The sequence below is a fragment of the Hahella sp. HNIBRBA332 genome (assembly GCF_030719035.1).
Taxonomy (GTDB): Bacteria; Pseudomonadota; Gammaproteobacteria; order Pseudomonadales; family Oleiphilaceae; genus Hahella.
Genome location: NZ_CP132203.1, coordinates 6,334,236 through 6,354,440, shown reverse-complemented (window position 1 = coordinate 6,354,440; position 20,205 = coordinate 6,334,236). Strand labels below are relative to the sequence as shown.

Sequence of the window (20,205 nt, the reverse complement as noted above, 5' to 3'; positions counted from 1 at the left end):
CCTTATCTGTCAGCGAGGGCGGCGGTCAGTCTCCGTACGAGACCGGCGTCCTCCAAATCAAAAAGTCCAAACCGTAAGTACGCCAGCTCCGCATTCACCCGCCAAAGGCGAATCAACACGCCTTGCTGCGCGCAACGTTCGAAAATCTGCTCGGCCTGCGCTGTCGACGTCAACACGGACACAAACAACGGCGTGCGCCGGCACTCCAGCGCGCCCTTGAATACCGGCTGCGCCAGAATAAGCGCCTGCAGGTCGCGGCTCACCCGGGACAACTTCTCACGCATGGCCGCAATCCAGACCTCGTCGCGCAACGCCCGGGTCGCCACATATTGCGCGGCGCTGTTCACCGTCCAGGGACCAAGCCGACCCTGCAATGCAGCCAGCCAGTGAGGCGCGGCCGCCGCAAACCCCAGGCGCACTCCCGGCCATCCGAAAAACTTGCCGAATGAGCGCAACACCACAACGTTCTCCGGCAGGGTCTCGCCCAGCAGACTGGAATCTGTCTCCGCGTCGGCGAAGGCTTCATCCACCACCATCAATGCGCCCGTAGATTGCAGACGCAGCGCCGACTCACGCAGCGCCGCCAATGGCGTCCTACGGGCGGCGGGGTTATTCGGATTAATCGCCACCAGGACGCGCAAGTTTTCTGTCTGCGCCAGACGCGCCGTCGCGCCCGCCAGATCTCCCGCAGGGTAATGAATGATTCTGAAGCCTTGACGACGCCAGTGATGCTCATGTTCGCGATAGCCGACGTCCGGCAGCGCCGCCACACCGGGCGCGCAACAAGCGGGCAGGTGTTGAATCGCCCATTGCGTGCCGGGAATCGCCAGCAGGGAATCGGTCCCGTAATAGGCGCTGGCGGCCTGTTGCAGCGCTGGGTCGGGATAAGGCAGACGTCGAAACACCTCTGCCGGAATGCTTGTCAGCGGATAGGGAAAGGGGCTGACGCCAGTGGACAGATCCAGCCAGTCATCAGGGGCAATACCGTAGCGTTGACTGTACTTTTCCAGATCGCCGCCATGGACGGGAGCCGGCTCTTCCGCCTGAAGGCCCGCATGGCCGGCCCCGTTATCAAAGTCACTCCCGTTCATTCAAACCGCCCCCCACAACCACAGCGCGCCCGCTCCCAAGGCCACCGTCGCCGTCCACAAAATCAAAGTGCGGTTGATGAGCGTGCAGGCGCGCTCGATGGATTGCGCCGAGGCGGCGTCGCCACAGCCCAGTATAGGCCGGTGCTGCAGATTGCCGTGATACGTCGCCGCGCCACCGAGTCGTACCCGCAGCGCGCCCGCGCCCGCCGCCATTACGGGTCCCGCATTGGGACTTTTCCAGTGTCCGCCCTGGGCGCGCCAGCACCGCAGAGCGCTGTCCAACGCGCCGCAACAGGCGTAACTGAACGCCGTCAGACGGGCGGGGACCCAATTGAGGACATCGTCCAGACGCGCCGCCGCCCAGCCGAAATGCACATAACGCGTGTTTTTATAGCCCCACATCGCATCCAGCGTATTGCTGAGGCGATACATCACTACGCCGGGAACCCCGGCGAGCAGGAACCAGAAGATGGCGGCGAAGATAGCGTCGTTGCCGTTCTCCAGGGCGGATTCCGTGGCGGCGGAGGCGATCTCCTCCTCTCCCAGTTCCGCCGTGTCGCGACTGACGATCATGGACAGACTGCGCCGCGCCGCCTCCGCGTCATGCCTGCGCAATGGCGCAGCGACCTGACGCACATGCTCCAGCAAACTGCGCCAGCCGATGGTGAGATAGAGCACGAAGGCGGAAAAGATAATGTGTCCCCAGGCGGAGGATTCGCTCCACTCGCTAGCCAGCCAGGCGAGCGCAGTCCAGGGTAGAATCGCCGCCGTCACCGCCGCCGCGCCAAGCGCGCGGGTTGCTGATGAAGAGAAGTCGGCGATGCGAATCGCTCCTTCCACCCAGCCGGCGTAACGCCCGAAACCAACCAAAGGATGCAGCCGGCGCGGTTCTCCCAACAGGGCGTCGAAAGTCAGGGCGAGGACAAGAATCAGCAATGTATCCATTGGTCAGTATGCGCCAGGCTCGTGATGAGGCGGCCTATTCTCACCATGGTCCGCGCGCATTGCAACCCGCTAACTTGTTGACTTCCCCTGCGTTCAGCCAATAGCATATCCCGCTGACCAAGGTGCTCGACCGCGAGATAATCGGGAAATCTGGTGCGCATTACGCTAATCCAGTGCTGCCCCCGCAACGGTAATCGAAAGTAATTTGCTAACGCCACTGTGTCGTCAGTTTTGACATGGGAAGGCGCAAATGTTGTGTCGAAAACGCTTCGACCTTTCGTAAGCCCGGAGACCGGCCTTGCTTAATCCACTGCAGTTCGTACGGGTAGGTGCGCAGATCATGCAAACTAAAAATCTCTCTCTTCCATTGCTGGCTTCCAATAACGCAGCGCTACAACTTATCGGCGCCATGTGCTTCGGCGGACTGATTCTGTTCGCAGTGGGCTTTCTGTCCATGGATGCGGCTCACAACGCCGCTCACGACACCCGGCACGCGTTTGCTTTCCCCTGTCACTAACAGTTACTGAATTCTGAGGCCCCGCCAGGGCCAAACGTTCGCCTGTCCGTCTTGACGCCGCACCCTGCGTACGGCGCTTGCGCGCATAGCGACGTCACACCGCATTACATGAGGAAGAGACATGTTGTTTCAGCGTATTATCCTGGCGTCGCTGCTGGTTGGCCTGTTGGCCGGCGGGCTGCTGAGCGCCGTACAGCATTCCCAGGTCACCAGCATTATTCTGGAGGCGGAAACCTACGAAGGCGGCGAGGAGCCTGAACCTGTCGTAGTGGAAAATCACCAGCACGCTGCGGCGGACGCCCATCATGAACATGAGCACGGCGGCGCCGAAGCCGGCGGCCACCACCATGGCGAAGACGCCTGGGGCCCGGAAGACGGCCTGGAGCGCACACTGTACACCCTGCTTGCCAACGTGCTCGCCGGTATCGGCTTCAGCGCGCTGATGCTGGCCTGTATGTATGCCGCCAGACTCAGTGGCAAGAGCGGCGCAGGCTGGGGCGCGGGATTATTATGGGGACTGGCGGGCTATGGCGTGTTCTTTGTCGCTCCCGCCATTGGACTACCGCCGGAGATTCCCGGCATGCAGGCCGCCGCGCTGGAAAATCGCCAGCTATGGTGGGTCGCGACCGCATTGGTCACCGCTATCGGTTTCGCTTTACTGGCGTTCGCGCCGGGATGGAAAAAGCTGGGCGGGTTGCCTCTGCTGGTCATTCCGCATCTGGTGGGCGCGCCGCACACCAATGCGCCGGAATTCGCCGCCACCAATCCACAGGCGCTGCAGGCGTTACAGATGCTGCACCATCAATTCATCACCGCCGCCACCCTGACCAACGCGCTGTTCTGGGTGATCGTCGGGTTGGCCTGCGCCTGGTTCCTGCGCCGCTGGAGCAACCAGGACGCCGCGCTGCAGGCGCGCTGAGTCAATGGACGTCGCCGCCCAGCCTGCCCTCGCCGCCTACCCTTTCGCCGCGGTGGTCGGTCAGCAGCCGCTAAAAACCGCATTGCTGCTCGCCGCCATCAATCCCCATCTGGGCGGCGTATTGATCAGCGGCCCCCGCGGCTCCGCCAAATCGACGCTGGCGCGGGGACTGGCGGATCTGCTACCGGAGGCGGCGGACAAGTTCGTCACCCTTCCCCTGGGCGCGTCTGAAGAACGCCTGATCGGCAGCATTGATCTGCAACAGGCCATGGGCGAGCGACGCGTGCAGTTTAATCCCGGCCTGCTGGCCAAAGCTCACGGCGGCGTACTTTACATTGATGAAGTCAATTTGCTGCCTGACCCCTTGGTGGACGCCCTGCTCGATACGGCGGCCTCAGGCGTGAACTTTGTCGAGCGGGACGGCCTCAGCCATAGCCATCCGGCGCAATTTATTCTGATCGGCACCATGAACCCGGATGAAGGTGAACTGCGTCCGCAGCTACAGGACCGTTTCGGTCTCGCCGTCACCCTCGATGAAACCTATGACGTTGAGCAGCGCATGGCCATCGTGGAGCGACGTCTGGACTTCGAACAAGATCGCGACGCGTTTCAGGCGCAATGGCGCGATGCGCAACAAAAACTGAAAGCCGGCATCACCGCCGCCCGCGAGCGCCTGCCGCAAGTTCTCTGCCCGACGGATATACAACGGGACATCGCCAGCCAATGCCTCGCCGCCGGCGTAGAAGGCGTGCGTGCGGACATTTGCTGGCGCCGCGCCGCCATCGCCCACGCCGCCTTGAGTGGACGCGATGAGGTCAACGCGGAAGACGTGGCGGCGACGCGCTCGTTCGCGCTTAGTCATCGCGCCAATCACCAGGATACGTCACCGCCCACAGGTTCACCGCCCTCACAGGGAAGCGGCGGAGACGCCAGCGGCTCCGGGGGTTCGTCACCCTCCTCGTCCTCTGGAATCTCCGGCGACTGGGGCGCCATGCCGCCGCAACTGATGGCGGCGGATAAGCCGGTAACGCCACAACTGCCCGAGATCCCAACGCTACGTACTCCGCCGTCCCGACGCGACGTACAGCGCGGCGGCGCGGAACAACGACAAGGCACGGCCCTCGGGCGCGCACAACGTAGCCGGCAGGCGCTATCCTCACAGCCGGACTGGTTCGCCACGCTCATCCATCCCGACAATCGGGACGACGGATTGCGCGAAATACGCTATCAACCCCGTCGCCAGAATCGCGACACCCTGAACTGCGTCTTGCTGGACACCTCCGCCTCCACTCTTAGTCAGCGGGCGCTGGCGCAGGCGAAAGGGGTGATTCTGGGACTGGCCCGGCAGGCCTATCTAGCGCGGGAGAAGCTGGCCGTTCTGGCGTTTGGCGCGCAGCGCACGGAGTGGGTCATCCCCTGTCGGCGCGCGCCCAAAGATATCGCCGCCCTGCTCAATGATCTTCCCGCTGGCGGCGGTACGCCGCTGCGACAGGCGCTGCTGCATGCGCGCCAACTGCTGGCGCGCCAGACCCGCGCCAACCCGCATCTGACCTGCCGTACGTTGCTGCTGACTGACGGGCGCAGCCGCGATCCGCTGGACGATCTGACCTGGGACTCGCCCCTGTGGGTGGTGGATACCGAGCAGACCGCCGTCAGACTCAATCGCTGCCGACAACTGGCGCAACGCCTCGGAGCCGCCTACGCCCCGCTGGCCGCGGTGCGCGCCGCCCTGGAACACTAACGCCTCGGAGATACGACTGATGCTGGACGAAAACGAAAAACACCGCCGTCGCATGGCCAACAAGAAGCGCATCATTGACGAGCGCATCGCGCAAGCCCAAGAAAAGCGCGGCGTGCTGATCCTGCTCAAGGGCAATGGCAAAGGCAAAAGCAGTTCCGCCTTCGGCACCATGGCGCGCTCCCTCGGCCATGGCCATCGCTGCGCGGTGATTCAATTCATCAAGGGCCGCAACGCCACCGGCGAATACCTGTTTTTCAAAGACCATCCCCGGGTGGACTTTCATGTCATGGGCCATGGCTTTACCTGGGAAACCCAGGATCGCGAGCAGGACATCTCCGCCGCCCGACAGGCCTGGGCCTTGGCGGAGCAACTACTGACCGACGGCAGCTATGATTTTCTGTTGTTCGACGAGTTGAGCTACATGGTCAAGTACGGTTATCTGCCGGTGGAGCCCATGGTCAAGGCGCTGCAAAACCGTCCCCAGCATCAAAATGTGATGATTACCGGGCGCACCATGGCGACGGAGCTGCAGGACATCGCCGACACCATCAGTCAGGTGCAGGATGAAAAGCACGCCTTCCGTTTGGGCGTGAAAGCGCAAGCGGGAATCGAATATTGATGATGAGTGAAGATTGATGGAGAAAGCGCACTGATGCAGGCCCGTTGTCCCGCTCTGTTTATTTCCGCCATGGCTTCCGGCCAGGGCAAAACCACCGTCACCGCCGCCCTGGCGCGCTATCATCGCAATCAGGGACGCAAGGTGCGCGTCTTCAAGACCGGCCCGGATTACCTCGATCCGCAGATTTTGCAGATTGCGTCCGGCGCGCCGGTGGAGCCCCTGGATTTGTGGATGGCGGGTGAGGAGTATTGTCGCGACCAGCTCTACCGCGCCGCCCGCGAAGCCGACCTGATCCTGATTGAAGGCGCTATGGGTTTACTGGACGGCGACCCCAGCAGCGCCGACCTCGCGGCCCGCTTCAACCTTCCCGTCGCCGTCGTGATCAACGCCAAAGGCATGGCGCAGACCACCGCTGCGGTGGCCTATGGACTCGCCAATTACCGACGCGATTTTCAGTGCGTGGGGATCATCGCCAACGCCCTCAGCAGCGAGCGGCACCTGTCACTGATCGCCGAGAGCCTGCCCTCACAGGTTCCTTTGCTGGCCGGGATATTTCGCGATGACGCCATCGCCCTGCCGGAGCGGCATCTGGGTCTGGTGCAGCCTTATGAGCAACAGGGACTGGAGCAGCGCCTGGATCAGGCCGCCGCCGCCATCGCCCATACGCCGCTGGCCAATATGCCCGCCGCCGCGATGTTCAAGCCCGCGCTGCTGCCCACCGTCAGACCAATGCTCACTGGGATGCGCATCGCCGTCGCCCGGGATGCGGCGTTCAGCTTTATCTACGCCGCCAACCTGCGTCTGTTACAGGAAATGGGCGCGGAAATTCTATTCTTCTCTCCCCTGGAGGACAGCGAGCCGCCGCCTGCGGATGCGCTGTGGCTGCCCGGCGGCTATCCAGAGCTGCACGCCGAGCGCCTGTCGGCCAATCAGGCCATGAAAGCGGCGTTGAAACGTTTTTATATGGACGACCGCCCAATACTCGCTGAATGCGGCGGCATGCTGTATGCGCAGGAGACGCTCACCGATCAGCAGGATCGTATTTTCGCCATGGCCGGACTGATTCCCGGCGCTGGGGAAATGCGCGCCAAGCGCGGTTGTCAGGGCATGCAGACGGCGCCGTTGCCGGAAGGCGACGTGCGCGCTCACGCCCACCATCACTCCCGCAGCCATGGAACCTTGCCGCCCATCGCTTATGGCCGCCGTCAGCGTCATCCCGCTCCCGGCGAGCTCATCGTGCGCAGCAAGGGCCTGACCGCCACCTATTTGCATCTGTTCTTCCCTTCCAATCCCAGCGCCGTGGCCAACCTGTTCCGGCCGGGCGCGACGGAAGTCTGAGGCATGTGGCGGGAGAGCCCCGAGCGCCAACAGCCGCTGCGCACAGGCCTGACCACCGGGACCTGCGCCACCGCCTGCGCCCTCGCCGCCGCCCGCCTGTTGCTGACCGGAAAGTCCTGTGACGAATGCAAAGTCACTTTGCCGAAAGGCAAGAAAGTGCGTCTGCCCATCGCCGAATGCCGCCGTCTCGACCTGTATAGCGCTTACGCCGCCACGGTTAAAGACGCCGGCGACGATCCTGACGTCACCCATGGCGCCCAGGTATTCGTCATCGCCAGCCTGGGAACCGGCGCAGGAGAGGTACGCTTCTCCGCCGCCGACGGCGTCGGCACGGTGACCCGCGACGGCCTGTCCCTGGCGGTGGGCGAACCCGCTATCAACCCGACTCCGCGCCGCATGATTCGCGAACATCTGCTGGAACTGGCGGACGAGTGCGCCTACAACGGCGCTTTCGACGTGGCGGTCGGCGTGGAGAACGGCGCCGCGCTGGCGCAGAAAACCATGAATCCGCGCCTGGGCATCGTGGGTGGGCTCTCCATCCTGGGAACCACCGGCATCGTGCGGCCGTTTTCCTGCTCCGCCTATATCGCCTCCATCCATCAGGGGGTGGACGTGGCCCGCGCCAATGGTTACGGCCACATCGCCGCCTGCACCGGTAACGCCAGCGAAGACTACGCGCGCCGTCAGTACGGCCTGCCGGATATGGCGTTGATCGAAATGGGCGACTTCGCCGGCGCCCTGCTGAAATACCTGCGCCGCTCGCCTTTGCGCCGGCTCACGCTGGTGGGCGGCTTCGGCAAGATCAGCAAACTCGCCTGCGGGCATCTGGATCTGCACAGCAAAGCCTCGGAAATAGACCTGGGCTTCATCGCTGAGGCCGCCGAGTCCCTGGGCGCTGCGGCGGAGACCCTGGTCGCCATGCGCGCCGCCAACACCAGTATCGAGGCGTTACGCCTGGCCGGCGACCTGCCCCTGGGCGATCTGATCTGTCGTCGCGCCTGGGAAAAAGCCGCCTACACCATGCACAACAGCATGCAGCTGGAAGTGGTGGCGATCGATCGCCAAGGCCAGCCGGTGGGCGCCTACACGGGAGAAGACTTATGACCCTGCTGATACTCGGCGGCGTGCGCGACGCCAGACTCTGTGCAGACCGGCTGCACGCCCAGGGCGTCCCGCTGGTTTACAGCCTCGCGGGACTCCTGGAGCGTCACGACGCCCCCTACCCGATTATCAGCGGCGGCTTTGCGCGCTTCGGCGCAGACAGCGTCAGCGGTCTGGCGAACTACCTCCGCGACCATCAGATCACGGCGGTGGCGGACCTGACCCACCCCTACGCCGCGATGATCTCCTCCAGCGCCGTCCGCGCGGCGCGACGATGTGATATTCCCTGCTGGCGCTTTCAGCGTCCGCCCTGGCGGCCGGGTCCACAGGATCGCTGGATAGAGACGGACGGCGGCGACGATCTGTTGCGTCGCCTTGAAGATTATCGACGGCCGTTTTTCACCCTGGGGCGCAGCGCCTTTCCATTGCTGGCGCAGGCGGAGTCTCTGGGTCTGCCGCCGGAGCAGCGCTGGCTCATTCGCTCCGCGTTGCCGGCGCCCGCGATGCTCGCCTCCCGGGATGACGTGAATTTCATCCTGGCGCGTGGGCCGTTCGCGCTGCAAGAAGAAAGAGACCTGTTCGACGCCTTCAACGTGGATGCGCTGGTCTGCAAAAACAGCGGCGGCGCAGCCACAGAAGCCAAATTGCAGGTCGCCGCGGAGCGGGGCTTGCCGGTATTCATGCTCCGTCGCCCGCCCACACCCACGGCGACACGGGAATTTGACGATCTGGAGCGCTTTATTGAGCACTGCGCCGCCATGACGCCCCTGTTTCGCCAACCGGATCAAACCTATAACAAACACTCTGATAGAGGGCCTTCCTGCGCCCGAGACAGCACACGAGAGGAAAACGATCATGTCCAACAGCGATAAACCCGCCATCTTATTTGTCGGGCACGGCTCTCGCGATAACGAAGCCGTGGAGCAGTTTCATCAGCTGACCAAACATTTTCGCGAACGCTTTCCGGACCGCCTTTGCGCCACCGGTTTTCTGGAGTTCGCCCGCCCGGTCATCGCCGACGGCGTGGATGAACTGGTGAAACAGGGGGCCACCCGCATTAGCGCCATTCCCGGCATGCTGATGGCGGCGGGCCACGCCAAGAACGACATTCCCAGCGAACTCAACACATTGCAGAGAGAGTTCGAAGGCGTCAGCATCAACTACGGCGCAGAGCTGGGCGTGAACCCCAACATGCTGCGCGCCGCCCGCGACCGCATCGAAGAAGCGGAGCCGGAGTTCGGCGAGGGCTACTCCCGTCAGGACACCCTGCTGGTAGTCGTGGGGCGCGGCGCTTCCGACCCGGACGCCAACTCCAATATCAGCAAGATCACCCGCATGCTGGAGGAAGGCATGGGCTTCGGCTGGGCCATCACCTGCTACAGCGGCGTCACTACGCCCCTGGTTCCAGACGCGCTGGAGCGCACGCACGGGTTGGGCTTCAAGCAGGTCATCGTATTCCCCTACTTCCTGTTTACCGGACGTCTGGTGAAAAAGATCTACGACTGGGCCGACAGCTATCAGTCTGAACACCCCGACGTAAAAGTGGTGAAAGCGCCTTACCTCAATGATCATCCGCTAATCCTCGATACTTTCGCCGATCGTCTGGAAGAGATCGAAAAGGGCAGCCCCAACATGAATTGCCAGATGTGTCAGTACCGGGTGCAGATCGTCGGCAACGAACACAAGGTGGGGCTGCCGCAGGAAGGCCATCATCACCATGTGCGCGGCATTGGCACCGATGGCGACCACAGTCATCATCACGATCACCACCATCATCATGACCATCACCACGGCCATAGCCACCACCATCATGACCAGGGTCACAGTCATCATGGTCACTCTCACCACAATCATGATCACGATCACAGTCATGACCAGGAAGAGGCGAAATCCTGAGGGGCTATGCACTTCGATTACGAAAAAGATCCCCTGGCCATCGAGCAGGAAAGTTTCCGCCAGATTCGCGCGCTGACCGACCTGACCTCACTGTCTCAGGACGAAGCCCAGGTGGCGATGCGTCTGATTCACAGTTGCGGCGATCCGCAGATCATGGCGCAGTTGCGCTTCACTCCTAGCGCCATGGAGGCGGGACTCGCCGCTATTCGCGCTGGCGCGCCGGTATTGTGCGATGTGGAAATGGTGCGTCACGGCCTTACCAAACGCATGTTGGAGACGCCCGCTCACTGTTTTTTGAATGCGCCGGAAACACCGGATTTGGCCAAGGCCCGCGGCGAAACCCGCTGCATGGCGGCGCTGGAGTTGTGGCGTCCTCTGCTGGCGGGTAGCGTGGTGCTGATCGGCAACGCCCCCACCGCCTTGTTCCGTTTACTGGAAATGGTGCGCGACGGCGCCGCCCAACCCGCCTTGGTCATTGGCATGCCGGTAGGCTTCGTGGGAGCGGCGGAGTCAAAGGACGCGCTCTGGCGACATTGCGGCGAACTTGGTTTGGAAGCGATTGTATTACTGGGGCGACAGGGCGGCAGCGCCCTCACCGCCTCCGCCTTCAACGCGTTATTGCGCATCAGCCGGGGAATCTATTTCTGATGAGTCAGTCCGCCTTGCATCGACCTTTGCTGCATGTCATCAGCCTGGGGGTCGGCGAACGCGCGCTGTTGAGCGCCGCGGCGCAGGAGGCATTGCTTCGCGCCGATCTGATCATTGGCTCCGAGCGGCAATTGCAAACCGTGGCGAGCTATCCATCCCAGAGCCGCACCACGCCATTACCTTCGCCTTTCAGCGACTTGCTGGAGCTGTTGAACAGCGATAGTGAACAGGAGATCGCCCTGCTGGCGTCCGGCGACGCCCTGTTTTTCGGCGTCGGCAACTGGCTTAACCGCAATCTGCCAGCCTCGCGCCTGCGTTTTTACCCGCAGATTTCCAGCGTGCAGGCCGCCTGTCATGAAGTAGGGCTGGATGAGCATGACATGCAGGTGATCAGCCTGCACGGACGCCCTTTCGCCAGCCTGCGCGCCCAGCTTCGCAATCGTCGCCGCTATGCGTTGCTGACGGATCAGCACAGCCACCCTCAGGCTATCGCCCGCGCCTTGCAGACATGGGGTATGCAGGATTCGACGCTGTGGGTGTGCGAGCAATTAGGCTACCCCGAGCAACGCATTCGCGAGTTTTCCGTCGCGCAACTGCTCGCTTCTCCGCCGGACGTCCACGCTCTGCATGTGACGCTGTTGCAGACCGCCGGTCCTGGCGGCGTCCTGCCCGAATTTCCCGGCATTGCGGACCCCGACTTCCATACCGACGGCGAGCCCGGCAAAGGCATGCTCAGCAAGCGGGAGGTGCGCCTGTGTATCCTGTCTTTGCTCCAGCCCTGCGCCGATGATATTGGCTGGGACGTCGGCGCCGGTTGCGGCGGCGTGGCGGTGGAGTGGGCGCGCTGGAACCCGCGGGGACAGGTTTACGCCATTGAACGCCACGAAGAGCGCTTGCGCCAGTTGCACACCAATCGCGAACACTTCGGCGTCGTCCGCAACCTGCACATAGTGGCGGGACGGGCGCCGGACGCCCTGGCGGACCTGCCCCGCCCCAATGTCGTGTTCATCGGCGGCAGCGACGGCGCGATGGATATGCTGCTGCATCACTGCTGGGAACTGCTTCCCCCTGGCGGGCGACTGGTGGTCAGCGCGGTCACCGAAGACAGCAAAGGCCGTCTGTTGCAGTTTCAAACACAGCTGCAAGACGGCGACGCCGAGTGGACGCAAATCGCCGTCAGCCGGGGGGAAACCCTGGCGGGACAATTATTGATGCGGCCGCAGCTGCCGGTCACTCTGGTCAAGTTCAGCAAACGGACATCTTCTTCATGACGACTCCCATTTCCACCGGCGTGTTTTTCGGCGTCGGCGTCGGACCCGGCGACCCGGAGCTGCTGACGCTGAAAGCCGTACGCCATCTGCAGCAAGCGGATGCGCTCGCTTACATCGTCAACAGCGACGGGCATTCCCTGGCCAAACAGATCGCAACCCCACATCTGCGCGCGGAAGCGCAAACGCAACTGCCAATTCGCATCGAGATGTGCAGCGACCGGCGTCAGGCGGAGCAGGCTTATGACGAAGCCGCCGTCAGCATCGCCCGCTTGCTGGACCAAGGCCAGGATGTGGCGTTTCTATGCGAAGGCGACCCGTTGTTTTACGGCTCCTTCGCCTATCTGCTGGCGCGCCTGGAATCGCATTATCCCTGCGTTTCCATTCCCGGGATCAGCTCGCCTCAGGCCGCCTCCGCCGCCACGCTGCTGCCCCTGGCGCTGCAGCACGAGAATCTGGCGGTGATCAGCGCCCGTTGCCCGGATGCGGAGCTTCTCGACGCCCTGACCCGCTTCGATAATCTGGCGATCCTCAAGGGCGGACGCAAACGCAGTCAGGTGCTGGCGTTGATCGCCGCCGCCGGCCGCACCCGGGACGCGGTGTATCTGGAACATCTGACCCACACCGAGCAGCGCATCGTGCGGGACGTGACTACGCTGGATGAAGAGCCTGGGCCTTACTTCTCCCTGTTTCTGGTGAGTCGCCGCAAGGGCGCGCAATGACGGCGATAATCGCACTGACTCCAGCCGGACGCGCCCTGGCGGAGCGATTGCAGATTTTGTCGCCAACGCCAATGGCGCTGCATTACAAGCCCAAACCCTTTCAGGAAACGGCGCAGTGTTTGTTTCAACAGGGCGAGCCGCTTATTTTTATCTGCGCCGCCGGCATTGTTGTGCGCACACTCGCGCCGGTTTTGCAGGACAAGTATCAGGACCCGCCAGTGCTGGTGCTGGATGAAAGCGGGCGCTTCGTCATCCCGTTGCTGTCCGGCCATGAAGGCGGCGCCAACGAATGGGGACGCCAGATCGCGGAACGCCTCAGCGCCCAACTGGTGCTGACCACCGCGCAGCCTTACCTGGAACCCGTGTACGCGCTCGGTATGGGCTGTGAGCGGCATTGTCCGCTGGAAGCGTTAGAAGAGTTGGCGGATCAGTGTCTCGCCCAGATGGGGCTGCTGTCAGCACAGATTCAAACCCTCGCCTCCATAGATATCAAAGCGGATGAAGTGGGTCTGATCGAGCTCGCCCGCCGCCGCAACTGGACGTATCAGACATGGAGTCCGGCGCACTTGTCCGCGTTCGAAGGTCAGTTAACGCAAAAGTCCGACATTGTATTCAGGGAAACCGGCGTCTACGGAGTGGCGGAAGCCGCCGCCCTGGCCGCCGCAGCCCAACTGAGCGGCGCGCCAGCCGAACTGGCGTTGCCCAAACACAAAAACCGGCGCGCCACCTGCGCCGTCGCCCGCAGCTATTTATCGCGGAAAACAGAAGAATGAAACGACTTTACGTACTGGGCTCCGGCCCAGGCTCGGAATTGATGATCACGCCTCAAGTAGAGCAAGCCATCGCCGCCAGCAGCGATCTGGTGGCCTACGGCCTGTACCTGGAGTTGCTGGGGGATCGCACCCGCGACAAGACCTTGCACGACCTGCCCCTGGGCGAGGAAATCGAGCGCGCCCGGCTGGCGCTGAATCTGGCCGCCGCCGGTAAACCCACAGCGCTGATTTCCAGCGGGGATATCGGTATTTTCGCCATGGCGACCCTGGTGTTCGAGCTGCTGGAGCGTCAGCTCAGCGGCGCCGAAACAGGAGCGGACGATCATGACTGGCGTCAGGTCGACATTCAGGTCATGCCCGGCGTCAGCGCCATGCAGGCCGCCGCCGCCAGCATGGGCGCCGCGCTGGGCCACGACTTTTGCGCCGTGTCCCTGTCTGACTTGCTAACGCCCTGGGAGACTATCGAGACCCGCATTCGCGCCGTGGCGGCGGCGGATTTCGTCATCGCCTTCTACAATCCGGTATCCCGCAAGCGCCGCTGGCAGTTGGCCCGCGCCAAGGAACTCTTGATGCAGCGGCGTCCCGCTGACACGCCGGTGATATTGGGGCGCAACCTGACCCGTCAGGACGAACGGGTCAGCGTCTGCACGCTGGCGGAGCTGGATGTGGAGCAAGTGGACATGCTGACCCTGGTGCTGGTGGGCAGCAGCGCCACTCGCTGCTTTCAGAATGGCGACAAACAGTGGGTGTACACGCCGAGGGGCTATGCCCGCAAGCTCACGCCCTTGGAGGGCGCCGCGCCATGACCGTATATTTTATCGGCGCCGGCCCTGGCGACCCGGATCTGCTGACCATCAAGGGACAGCGCATCATTCAACGCAGCCCGGTAATTCTTTACGCCGGTTCGCTGGTGCCGGAGGAAATTCTGGCGCAGGCGGACGCCGCCGCGGAGATTACCGACACCGCGTCCCTGAATCTGGATGAAATTCTGGAACTGATCGTCGACGCGCATGCGCGAGGGCTGGATGTGGCGCGGATTCACTCCGGCGACCCGTCCATCTATGGCGCTATTGGCGAACAGATTCGACGCCTGCAGGCGCTGGCGATTCCCTTTGAAGTCATTCCCGGCGTCACTTCCACCAGCGCCGCCGCCGCGCTGCTGGGCAAGGAGCTGACGTTATCCGGGGTTTCCCAGACCGTCATCCTGACCCGCTACGCCGGCAAGACGCCCATGCCCGAGCGGGAGAACCTCGTCTCTCTGGCGCAGCACGGCGCCACCCTGGCGATACATCTGGGCGTCACCCGCCTGCACCAGATTGTCGAGGACCTGACGCCCCATTACGGTTCAGACTGTCCTGTCGCCGTATGTTATCGGGTGGGCTGGCCCGACCAACAACACATTCTGGGCACGCTAGAAGACATTGTGGAAAAAGTGCGCGCCGCCAAGATCACCCGCACGGCGCTGATTCTGGTGGGGCATGTACTGGCCAGCGATGACTTCAACGAATCTTATCTGTACGACGCGGCGCAGGCCCATATCTATCGCCCCAAGGTCAAGCCGGCGACGCCGCGCAAAGTGCGTAGAAGTCAGGCTTGATAGAGCAAGGGCGGAGCAGACTCTCGCCCTTTAGAAAAGCGCATCGCTCCGCCTAATAGCGGGGTACGATGGCGTAATTGGGAGCGGCGGAGTAGTCCGGCTTCACCGGCCGGGCCATGAATTTCTCCCAGGCTTCCCGCCCTTTGTCCGCCCCGGAATCCGCCGCTGCGGCCAGGGCAATCTGCAAGTTGGAAGGGAAGCCTGCAGGACTGGATGAATAGCCGATCATTTCGCCCTGCTGCAAGCCCAGCGCCTCGGCCTGTTCGATACTGCCGCATTCGGTCCCTTTATCGTCAAAAGCGCCGCCGTAGGGGATGTCCCGACCGTTGGTGTTTTGATACACCTCTGCAATCGAAGCGAACATATCGCTGTCTTTATCCGGCGCCGCCAGCAAGTGGTAGGCGGAGGCAAAAATCCAGCAATAGTCATCGCCGTTATCAGTCCCCAATCCCATACGCTGGATGGGGAATTTCGCTTTCCATTTCAGCAGGTCAGCAGCTTCCGCGTAGCCCAGGTCCACCACTGCGCTCAACGACCAGGTGAAAAAGTCATCCATCCAGGGTGAAGCGGTGGGATAGGAGTAATTGGGAATCATCGCTCCATAGCCATTGGGCGGCGCGGTGAGGTACTTCTCATTGTACTTGGCGATGTTGCCCAGCAATTTGCTGTGGAAGTAGTTCTTGAACGGGTCCGCATCCGGCGTGATATAAGCGGCGTGCGCCAGGGTGCGCATAGACCAGGCCTGCGCCCGATCCTGCATGGCCCGCTCAAAATACCCGGCGCTGAATCCACGGTAATGCGGATTGAGCATGATGAAGTTGTAATTGGCCCAGAATTGCAGCTCCTCCAGATAGAGATGATCCCCAGTGACCAGATAAGGCACGTAAGCCAAGGACGGTTGGTGCGAAGCGTCAGCGCGATAGGGCAGCACACAGTCGCTTATCTTATCGGAATCGCAGCGGGCGATATTTTCAAACTCGCCAGTGTCCGGGTTCTTGGTCAGGTTTTTATCCCAGATCGTGGAGGCGTATGGATAGGCATCCACAGAAACCGGCTTGCCGGTGAGGCGATCGCGATAATGTATGGAGTATGAGCCAGCCTGACTGCCCATCTGCACCGCCGCCAGTTTGGCGCGCTGATCCTGGCTCAACAGATACATGGCCGCCCAGGTAGGCAGCGGACCGATGTCCGGTCGGGCGCCGGTGGTCGGCATTTGCGGATGCGCCAGACCCAGCCCCATGGGACCGATTTTGTTGTAGGTGAATTCATGGCCCCCGCTGCCGACAGGCACAATATAGCCGTTATCGTCCACCGCGACAGTGACCTGCGTGTCGCGCCATTGCTGTTCATACCAGTCCAGCTTCGTCTCGCTGACATTTTCGATCAGAGTGGGGTCGAAGTTGGGAACGGCGCCGGTGGCGATCAGGTATTGCGGGTTATGGGAGATGCTAATGGCCGGTTCATTATCGGACCAGAAAAACTTGCTCCAACGAGCATGGCGCAGGTGATTCAGCCCGGTTTGCCGATCCAGTTCCAATGTGTTTTGGCGGATGACGGAATCATAGGTGATGTTTCTTGGGTGGTCGCCAAAGGCCCACCCGTTTTCCGCCACCACGCCGAAACGGATGTGTTCAAGGTCGCCGTACACGCGGACATAGAACAAGGCGGAGAGTTGGTCATGCTCCTCATTGGCGCTGTTTTTCAAGGCCCCCTGGGCGTACCACTCGTTGGCGACCGGTCCGGCCAGCCATTGCGTCGCGGACTGCCGCAGCAGGTCTTTGGCGTTGGCGGAATAAACCTCGCCATTCACGGTGACTGTAAAATCCGCATTCCAGGAACCGTTTAGCAGTGCGTCCAGGCTCACCGGAGCAGGACGGGAATCAGCGTTTCGCGGCGCCATGGAGCCTGTCAGTGTTTGTCTGGGGCCGATGCTGGCCAGCGTGCCGGAAAAAACGGCGTGGCGAATCGAGCCGTCGCTGTGGGTGGCTTTGACGTCAGTCTGTAGATCCACCACCTGGCTGCTGTCTTTGAAAGTCAGCGAAAACGCCTTATCCGCCGCGAACTCCCCCGGCTTGAACACATAGGCGAAAGTAAAAGGGACATCGCTTTGCGCTGCGTCCGAGGCGCTTTCTATCTTGATCGCGTATGCGTCCGGGGCCTTCAGCACATGCACCGTTTTCGAAATAACAGTTTGGCTGGCGCCGTCGCTCACCACCAGCCTGACGACATAGTCGCCAGTCACATCGGGAGTAAATCCCGCTGTCTGTTTGTCCGCGCTGAGCTGCGAAGAGGATGTATCCGGTTTGATCAGCTCCCACTGATAGCTCAGCGTGTCGTTGTCGGCGTCATAGCTGGCGGAAGCGTCCAGTTCGACAACGCCGCCGAGTAAGGAGGAAGACGGCATGGCGAACGCCGCGACCGGAGGCGTGTTTTCCTGCGCTGGTGGATTTTCGTTGCCAGGACTTGAGCCGCCGGGGCTGTTCGCATCATTGGAGGAGGCGTTATCGCCGCTGCATCCTGCGGTGAATATCGCCGTCAGAGCCATCAGGCTCAACACCTTTACTCTGGCGTTAGTCTTACTGCCCATTTGGAAATCCTTTGAGGGGAAATTGAATATTTATCGCTATAGCGGCAAACAGTAATGGAACCCGCCATCACATTGTGACAAAGCTCACATTTGTACATTAAAAATATACAATTAATTCTTCTCCAGTCCCATTCACCTAATTGCCTAACATTGAATTCAATTCATTATTCATCCACAGATACTCGGCAATACACCGCAACGTGACACGCAGGTCTTTCGTATGAATCGGCGAAGAAAAGCATCGGACAAATACCATAACAAACAGCAACTTGAATAAGACAACACTTTTAAATAAGAAATATCTAATTAAAGGAAAAGTTAATTAGTCAGGTATATTTCATTAGAAAACAAGACTGAAAAAACCATTAATGGTCTAGCCCATAAGACCAAGCAACAATTACTTATAAGACTCATACCCGCCGATATACAACGGATTTAAGGAACAGGTGTATAAATACCTAGTTCTCCAGTTAAAACAAGTTTGCTACTTTCCAAATAACGACGGATTAGTCCCGCCACAAATAACTGAACTCTATGTGTTTCCTTAGTAATTACTTAGGAAAACCTGCGATGTTGGATCACAGTGTTTTGTCGCAACCAAGGAACTAAACCGCCGGACGGTATGCGGAAGTCCGCATCGCTCTGGTAATCCAATCTCATGCCGAACAGAGCGGGAGTTCTTAGTCATACCGGACCGCGCCCAGTCGCAAAGTGTAGTCGGTCCAGCAGTTTTTGATCAGTCTTGAGCGTCAGGTACGGTTGATTCGAGCGTCTTGAAAATTAGCGCCTGTAACCGGGGTCCCCTCCCCGACGGGCGAGTTATCGCGCATTCAGCATTAAATAAGGAGAACTAAATAATGCCTAGCGATTTAATTTCGTACGACGAATGGATGAAGCGGACTGCAGCCACGGGCAAGCCACGCAGTCGCCTCCTTAAACAGCTGGACAGCCACATCAAATCCTACGAGATGTTCGGCGGCGGCGCCGAAAGATGGTATCTGAATCAGAAACTGGAGGAATGGAAGAAGAGCAAGGGTCCCAACGGCGAATGGCGTAATAGCGTGCGCAACCGGCACGGCGCCATTGAAGAGCTCAGTAAAAAAATGGCCGGACAAGGCCCTGAGCTGAACGACCTCAAAAAGGTTTATCAACGCGATCTGGATCACGCCCGGTTGGGAGCCGTCTACCTCTGGTCCCACACTCACTTGCACGACACCTTGATCAGCGCCTTCGCCGCCGGAGCCATCAATATTGCTTCCGCCGGCATGCGCATGCACTCAGAAATACTCACTTCCAACGGCCATACGGCGGCGGCCCAGAGTCTGACCAGCAAACGCGTGAACATGGGTTATGTCATGTTGCCGGGGCAGAAGATCATCGAAGCGGTGGAGGGCTCCGGCTATCTGGCGGAGACCGGCGCCAGTCGCAATGTGTTTATGAAGGCGCTGCACTGGATCGAAGACTATTGCCGCAAACTGGTTGATGCGCTTAAGTCCAAGTTCAAGGACAAGGTGTCGCTGTCCATGACCGCCATCAAAACGGTCATCAAGGCGATTGTAGTGAAGTTCGCATCCTCCGCCGCACCTTACGTAGCGGGCAGCATGGATGTCTTCAAAGGCCTGGTGAACACCACCGACCACGCCGTCACAGCGGTTACCACCTGGTGGCGCGGACGCGGCGTGAACGTGCTGGAAGGCCATCCCCAGGTGATTTGCGACGCCCTGCGCACGCAGATGTGCAAAGGCATGGGCGCAGGCCTTTACGATGCGCTCAAAGGCGCGTTTTCCGCTTCCACATTCATCATCGGCGGCATTACCGGCGCCGTGATGAATCTGGTGTTCACCTGTCTGGAAACCGTCACGCTGTTCATCTTGCGGTTGCGTGAAATCGCCCATATCCGCCATTTCTGCAAAGAGGCGCGCTCACACTGGAACGTTTACATCAGCTCGGGCAAAACCCGTGGCGTGCACCAGAACCCCATCCGCTTCAAAGATTGGTTCGAAGGCTATGTGGACAAGTCCGCCCTGATCGCCGCCTTCACGCTGAACAGCGGTATCTGCGGCGACAAGATGCACTTCCTGAATATGTTCCGCGATAACGGCTATGTGATTTCTCAGTACGAGTTTGATCGTGGCGTGAAGTACGTGGACACGTTGAAGACCTTCGCGGCGGAATACATTGGCAAGCAAAGTTATCTATTCCATTCCAGTGACAAGATGGTCAATGGACTGCTGGATAACGCCAAGAACTTCAATAACGGCGAGCATGGCAAGTTCCGGGAAATCCTGTTGAAAGTAGCTAACGCCTAATGCTGACCAGGTCGGCCCCAGCGCCGGCCTTTATCCGCCGTCTTGTTTGCAGTCACACCTTAAAACGACGCGCCATCGACGCCAGATTATCGTCCTTCAAAGCACTCCCCGCCCAGACCGTTTCATCTTGTTTA

At 60.8% G+C, this 20,205-nt stretch carries 18 protein-coding genes and 1 riboswitch; of the genes, 15 read left to right on the top strand and 3 right to left on the bottom strand.

What is annotated here, in order from left to right; genetic code table 11:
* Positions 1–2: 2 nt before the first annotated feature.
* A complete protein-coding gene (gene cobD / locus O5O45_RS28215; protein ID WP_305902632.1) occupies positions 3–1,091 on the bottom strand; it encodes a threonine-phosphate decarboxylase CobD in 1,089 nt (362 codons plus the stop codon).
* Positions 1,092–2,036 carry an adenosylcobinamide-phosphate synthase CbiB gene (cbiB, locus tag O5O45_RS28210; protein ID WP_305902631.1) on the bottom strand — a complete coding sequence of 315 codons (945 nt, stop codon included), beginning with the start codon at positions 2,034–2,036 and terminating at the stop codon, positions 1,092–1,094. It abuts the gene before it with no gap.
* A 103-nt stretch (positions 2,037–2,139) separates the two neighbouring features.
* Positions 2,140–2,351, top strand: a riboswitch (cobalamin riboswitch).
* A 25-nt stretch (positions 2,352–2,376) separates the two neighbouring features.
* On the opposite strand from cbiB, the gene O5O45_RS28205 reads away from it, so the two are divergent.
* From O5O45_RS28205 to cobM, 14 genes are all read left to right on the top strand, one after another.
* On the top strand, positions 2,377–2,553 hold the full coding sequence (locus O5O45_RS28205; RefSeq protein WP_083769893.1) for a CbtB domain-containing protein: 177 nt from the start codon (positions 2,377–2,379) through the stop codon (positions 2,551–2,553).
* Between the two features lie 121 nt (positions 2,554–2,674).
* Positions 2,675–3,472, top strand: coding sequence for a CbtA family protein (locus O5O45_RS28200; RefSeq protein ID WP_305902630.1), 798 nt, complete (start codon positions 2,675–2,677; stop codon positions 3,470–3,472).
* Positions 3,473–3,476: 4 nt separating this feature from the next.
* Entirely contained in the window at positions 3,477–5,213 is a 1,737-nt protein-coding gene (locus O5O45_RS28195) for an ATP-binding protein (RefSeq protein ID WP_305902629.1), read from the top strand.
* 19 nt (positions 5,214–5,232) lie between these two features.
* Positions 5,233–5,832: a cob(I)yrinic acid a,c-diamide adenosyltransferase gene (cobO, locus tag O5O45_RS28190; protein ID WP_305902628.1), complete on the top strand. Its 600-nt coding sequence runs from the start codon at positions 5,233–5,235 to the stop codon at positions 5,830–5,832.
* Between the two features lie 33 nt (positions 5,833–5,865).
* On the top strand, positions 5,866–7,170 hold the full coding sequence (locus tag O5O45_RS28185; RefSeq protein WP_305906255.1) for a cobyrinate a,c-diamide synthase: 1,305 nt from the start codon (positions 5,866–5,868) through the stop codon (positions 7,168–7,170).
* A 3-nt stretch (positions 7,171–7,173) separates the two neighbouring features.
* Positions 7,174–8,274 carry a cobalt-precorrin-5B (C(1))-methyltransferase gene (locus tag O5O45_RS28180; protein WP_305902627.1) on the top strand — a complete coding sequence of 367 codons (1,101 nt, stop codon included), beginning with the start codon at positions 7,174–7,176 and terminating at the stop codon, positions 8,272–8,274.
* Positions 8,271–9,143, top strand: a complete 873-nt coding sequence (locus tag O5O45_RS28175) for a precorrin-6A/cobalt-precorrin-6A reductase (RefSeq protein ID WP_305902626.1) — start codon at positions 8,271–8,273, stop codon at positions 9,141–9,143. The genes O5O45_RS28180 and O5O45_RS28175 overlap by 4 nt, the downstream gene beginning before the upstream one ends.
* On the top strand, positions 9,127–10,167 hold the full coding sequence (locus tag O5O45_RS28170) for a sirohydrochlorin chelatase (RefSeq protein ID WP_305902625.1): 1,041 nt from the start codon (positions 9,127–9,129) through the stop codon (positions 10,165–10,167). The genes O5O45_RS28175 and O5O45_RS28170 overlap by 17 nt, the downstream gene beginning before the upstream one ends.
* Before the next feature lie 6 nt (positions 10,168–10,173).
* Positions 10,174–10,815 (top strand): precorrin-8X methylmutase, encoded by a 642-nt coding sequence (locus O5O45_RS28165; protein WP_305902624.1) that lies wholly within the window; start codon positions 10,174–10,176, stop codon positions 10,813–10,815.
* Positions 10,815–12,086 carry a precorrin-6y C5,15-methyltransferase (decarboxylating) subunit CbiE gene (cbiE, locus tag O5O45_RS28160; RefSeq protein WP_305902623.1) on the top strand — a complete coding sequence of 424 codons (1,272 nt, stop codon included), beginning with the start codon at positions 10,815–10,817 and terminating at the stop codon, positions 12,084–12,086. Before O5O45_RS28165 ends, cbiE begins: the two co-directional genes overlap by 1 nt.
* The gene (gene cobI / locus O5O45_RS28155) at positions 12,083–12,805 is read left to right on the top strand and encodes a precorrin-2 C(20)-methyltransferase (RefSeq protein ID WP_305902622.1); all 723 of its coding nucleotides are present in this window, start codon (positions 12,083–12,085) and stop codon (positions 12,803–12,805) included. Before cbiE ends, cobI begins: the two co-directional genes overlap by 4 nt.
* Entirely contained in the window at positions 12,802–13,578 is a 777-nt protein-coding gene (locus O5O45_RS28150; protein ID WP_305902621.1) for a cobalamin biosynthesis protein, read from the top strand. Before cobI ends, O5O45_RS28150 begins: the two co-directional genes overlap by 4 nt.
* Positions 13,575–14,384, top strand: a complete 810-nt coding sequence (gene cobJ, locus O5O45_RS28145) for a precorrin-3B C(17)-methyltransferase (protein ID WP_305902620.1) — start codon at positions 13,575–13,577, stop codon at positions 14,382–14,384. The genes O5O45_RS28150 and cobJ overlap by 4 nt, the downstream gene beginning before the upstream one ends.
* Positions 14,381–15,175, top strand: a complete 795-nt coding sequence (cobM, locus tag O5O45_RS28140) for a precorrin-4 C(11)-methyltransferase (protein ID WP_305902619.1) — start codon at positions 14,381–14,383, stop codon at positions 15,173–15,175. The genes cobJ and cobM overlap by 4 nt, the downstream gene beginning before the upstream one ends.
* A 52-nt stretch (positions 15,176–15,227) precedes the next feature.
* On the opposite strand, the gene O5O45_RS28135 is transcribed toward cobM, so the two are convergent.
* Positions 15,228–17,762: a PKD domain-containing protein gene (locus O5O45_RS28135; RefSeq protein WP_305902618.1), complete on the bottom strand. Its 2,535-nt coding sequence runs from the start codon at positions 17,760–17,762 to the stop codon at positions 15,228–15,230.
* Between the two features lie 857 nt (positions 17,763–18,619).
* Here O5O45_RS28135 and O5O45_RS28130 point away from each other — a divergent pair.
* The gene (locus tag O5O45_RS28130) at positions 18,620–20,071 is read left to right on the top strand and encodes a hypothetical protein (RefSeq protein ID WP_305902617.1); all 1,452 of its coding nucleotides are present in this window, start codon (positions 18,620–18,622) and stop codon (positions 20,069–20,071) included.
* The last annotated feature ends 134 nt before the right edge of the window (positions 20,072–20,205 follow it).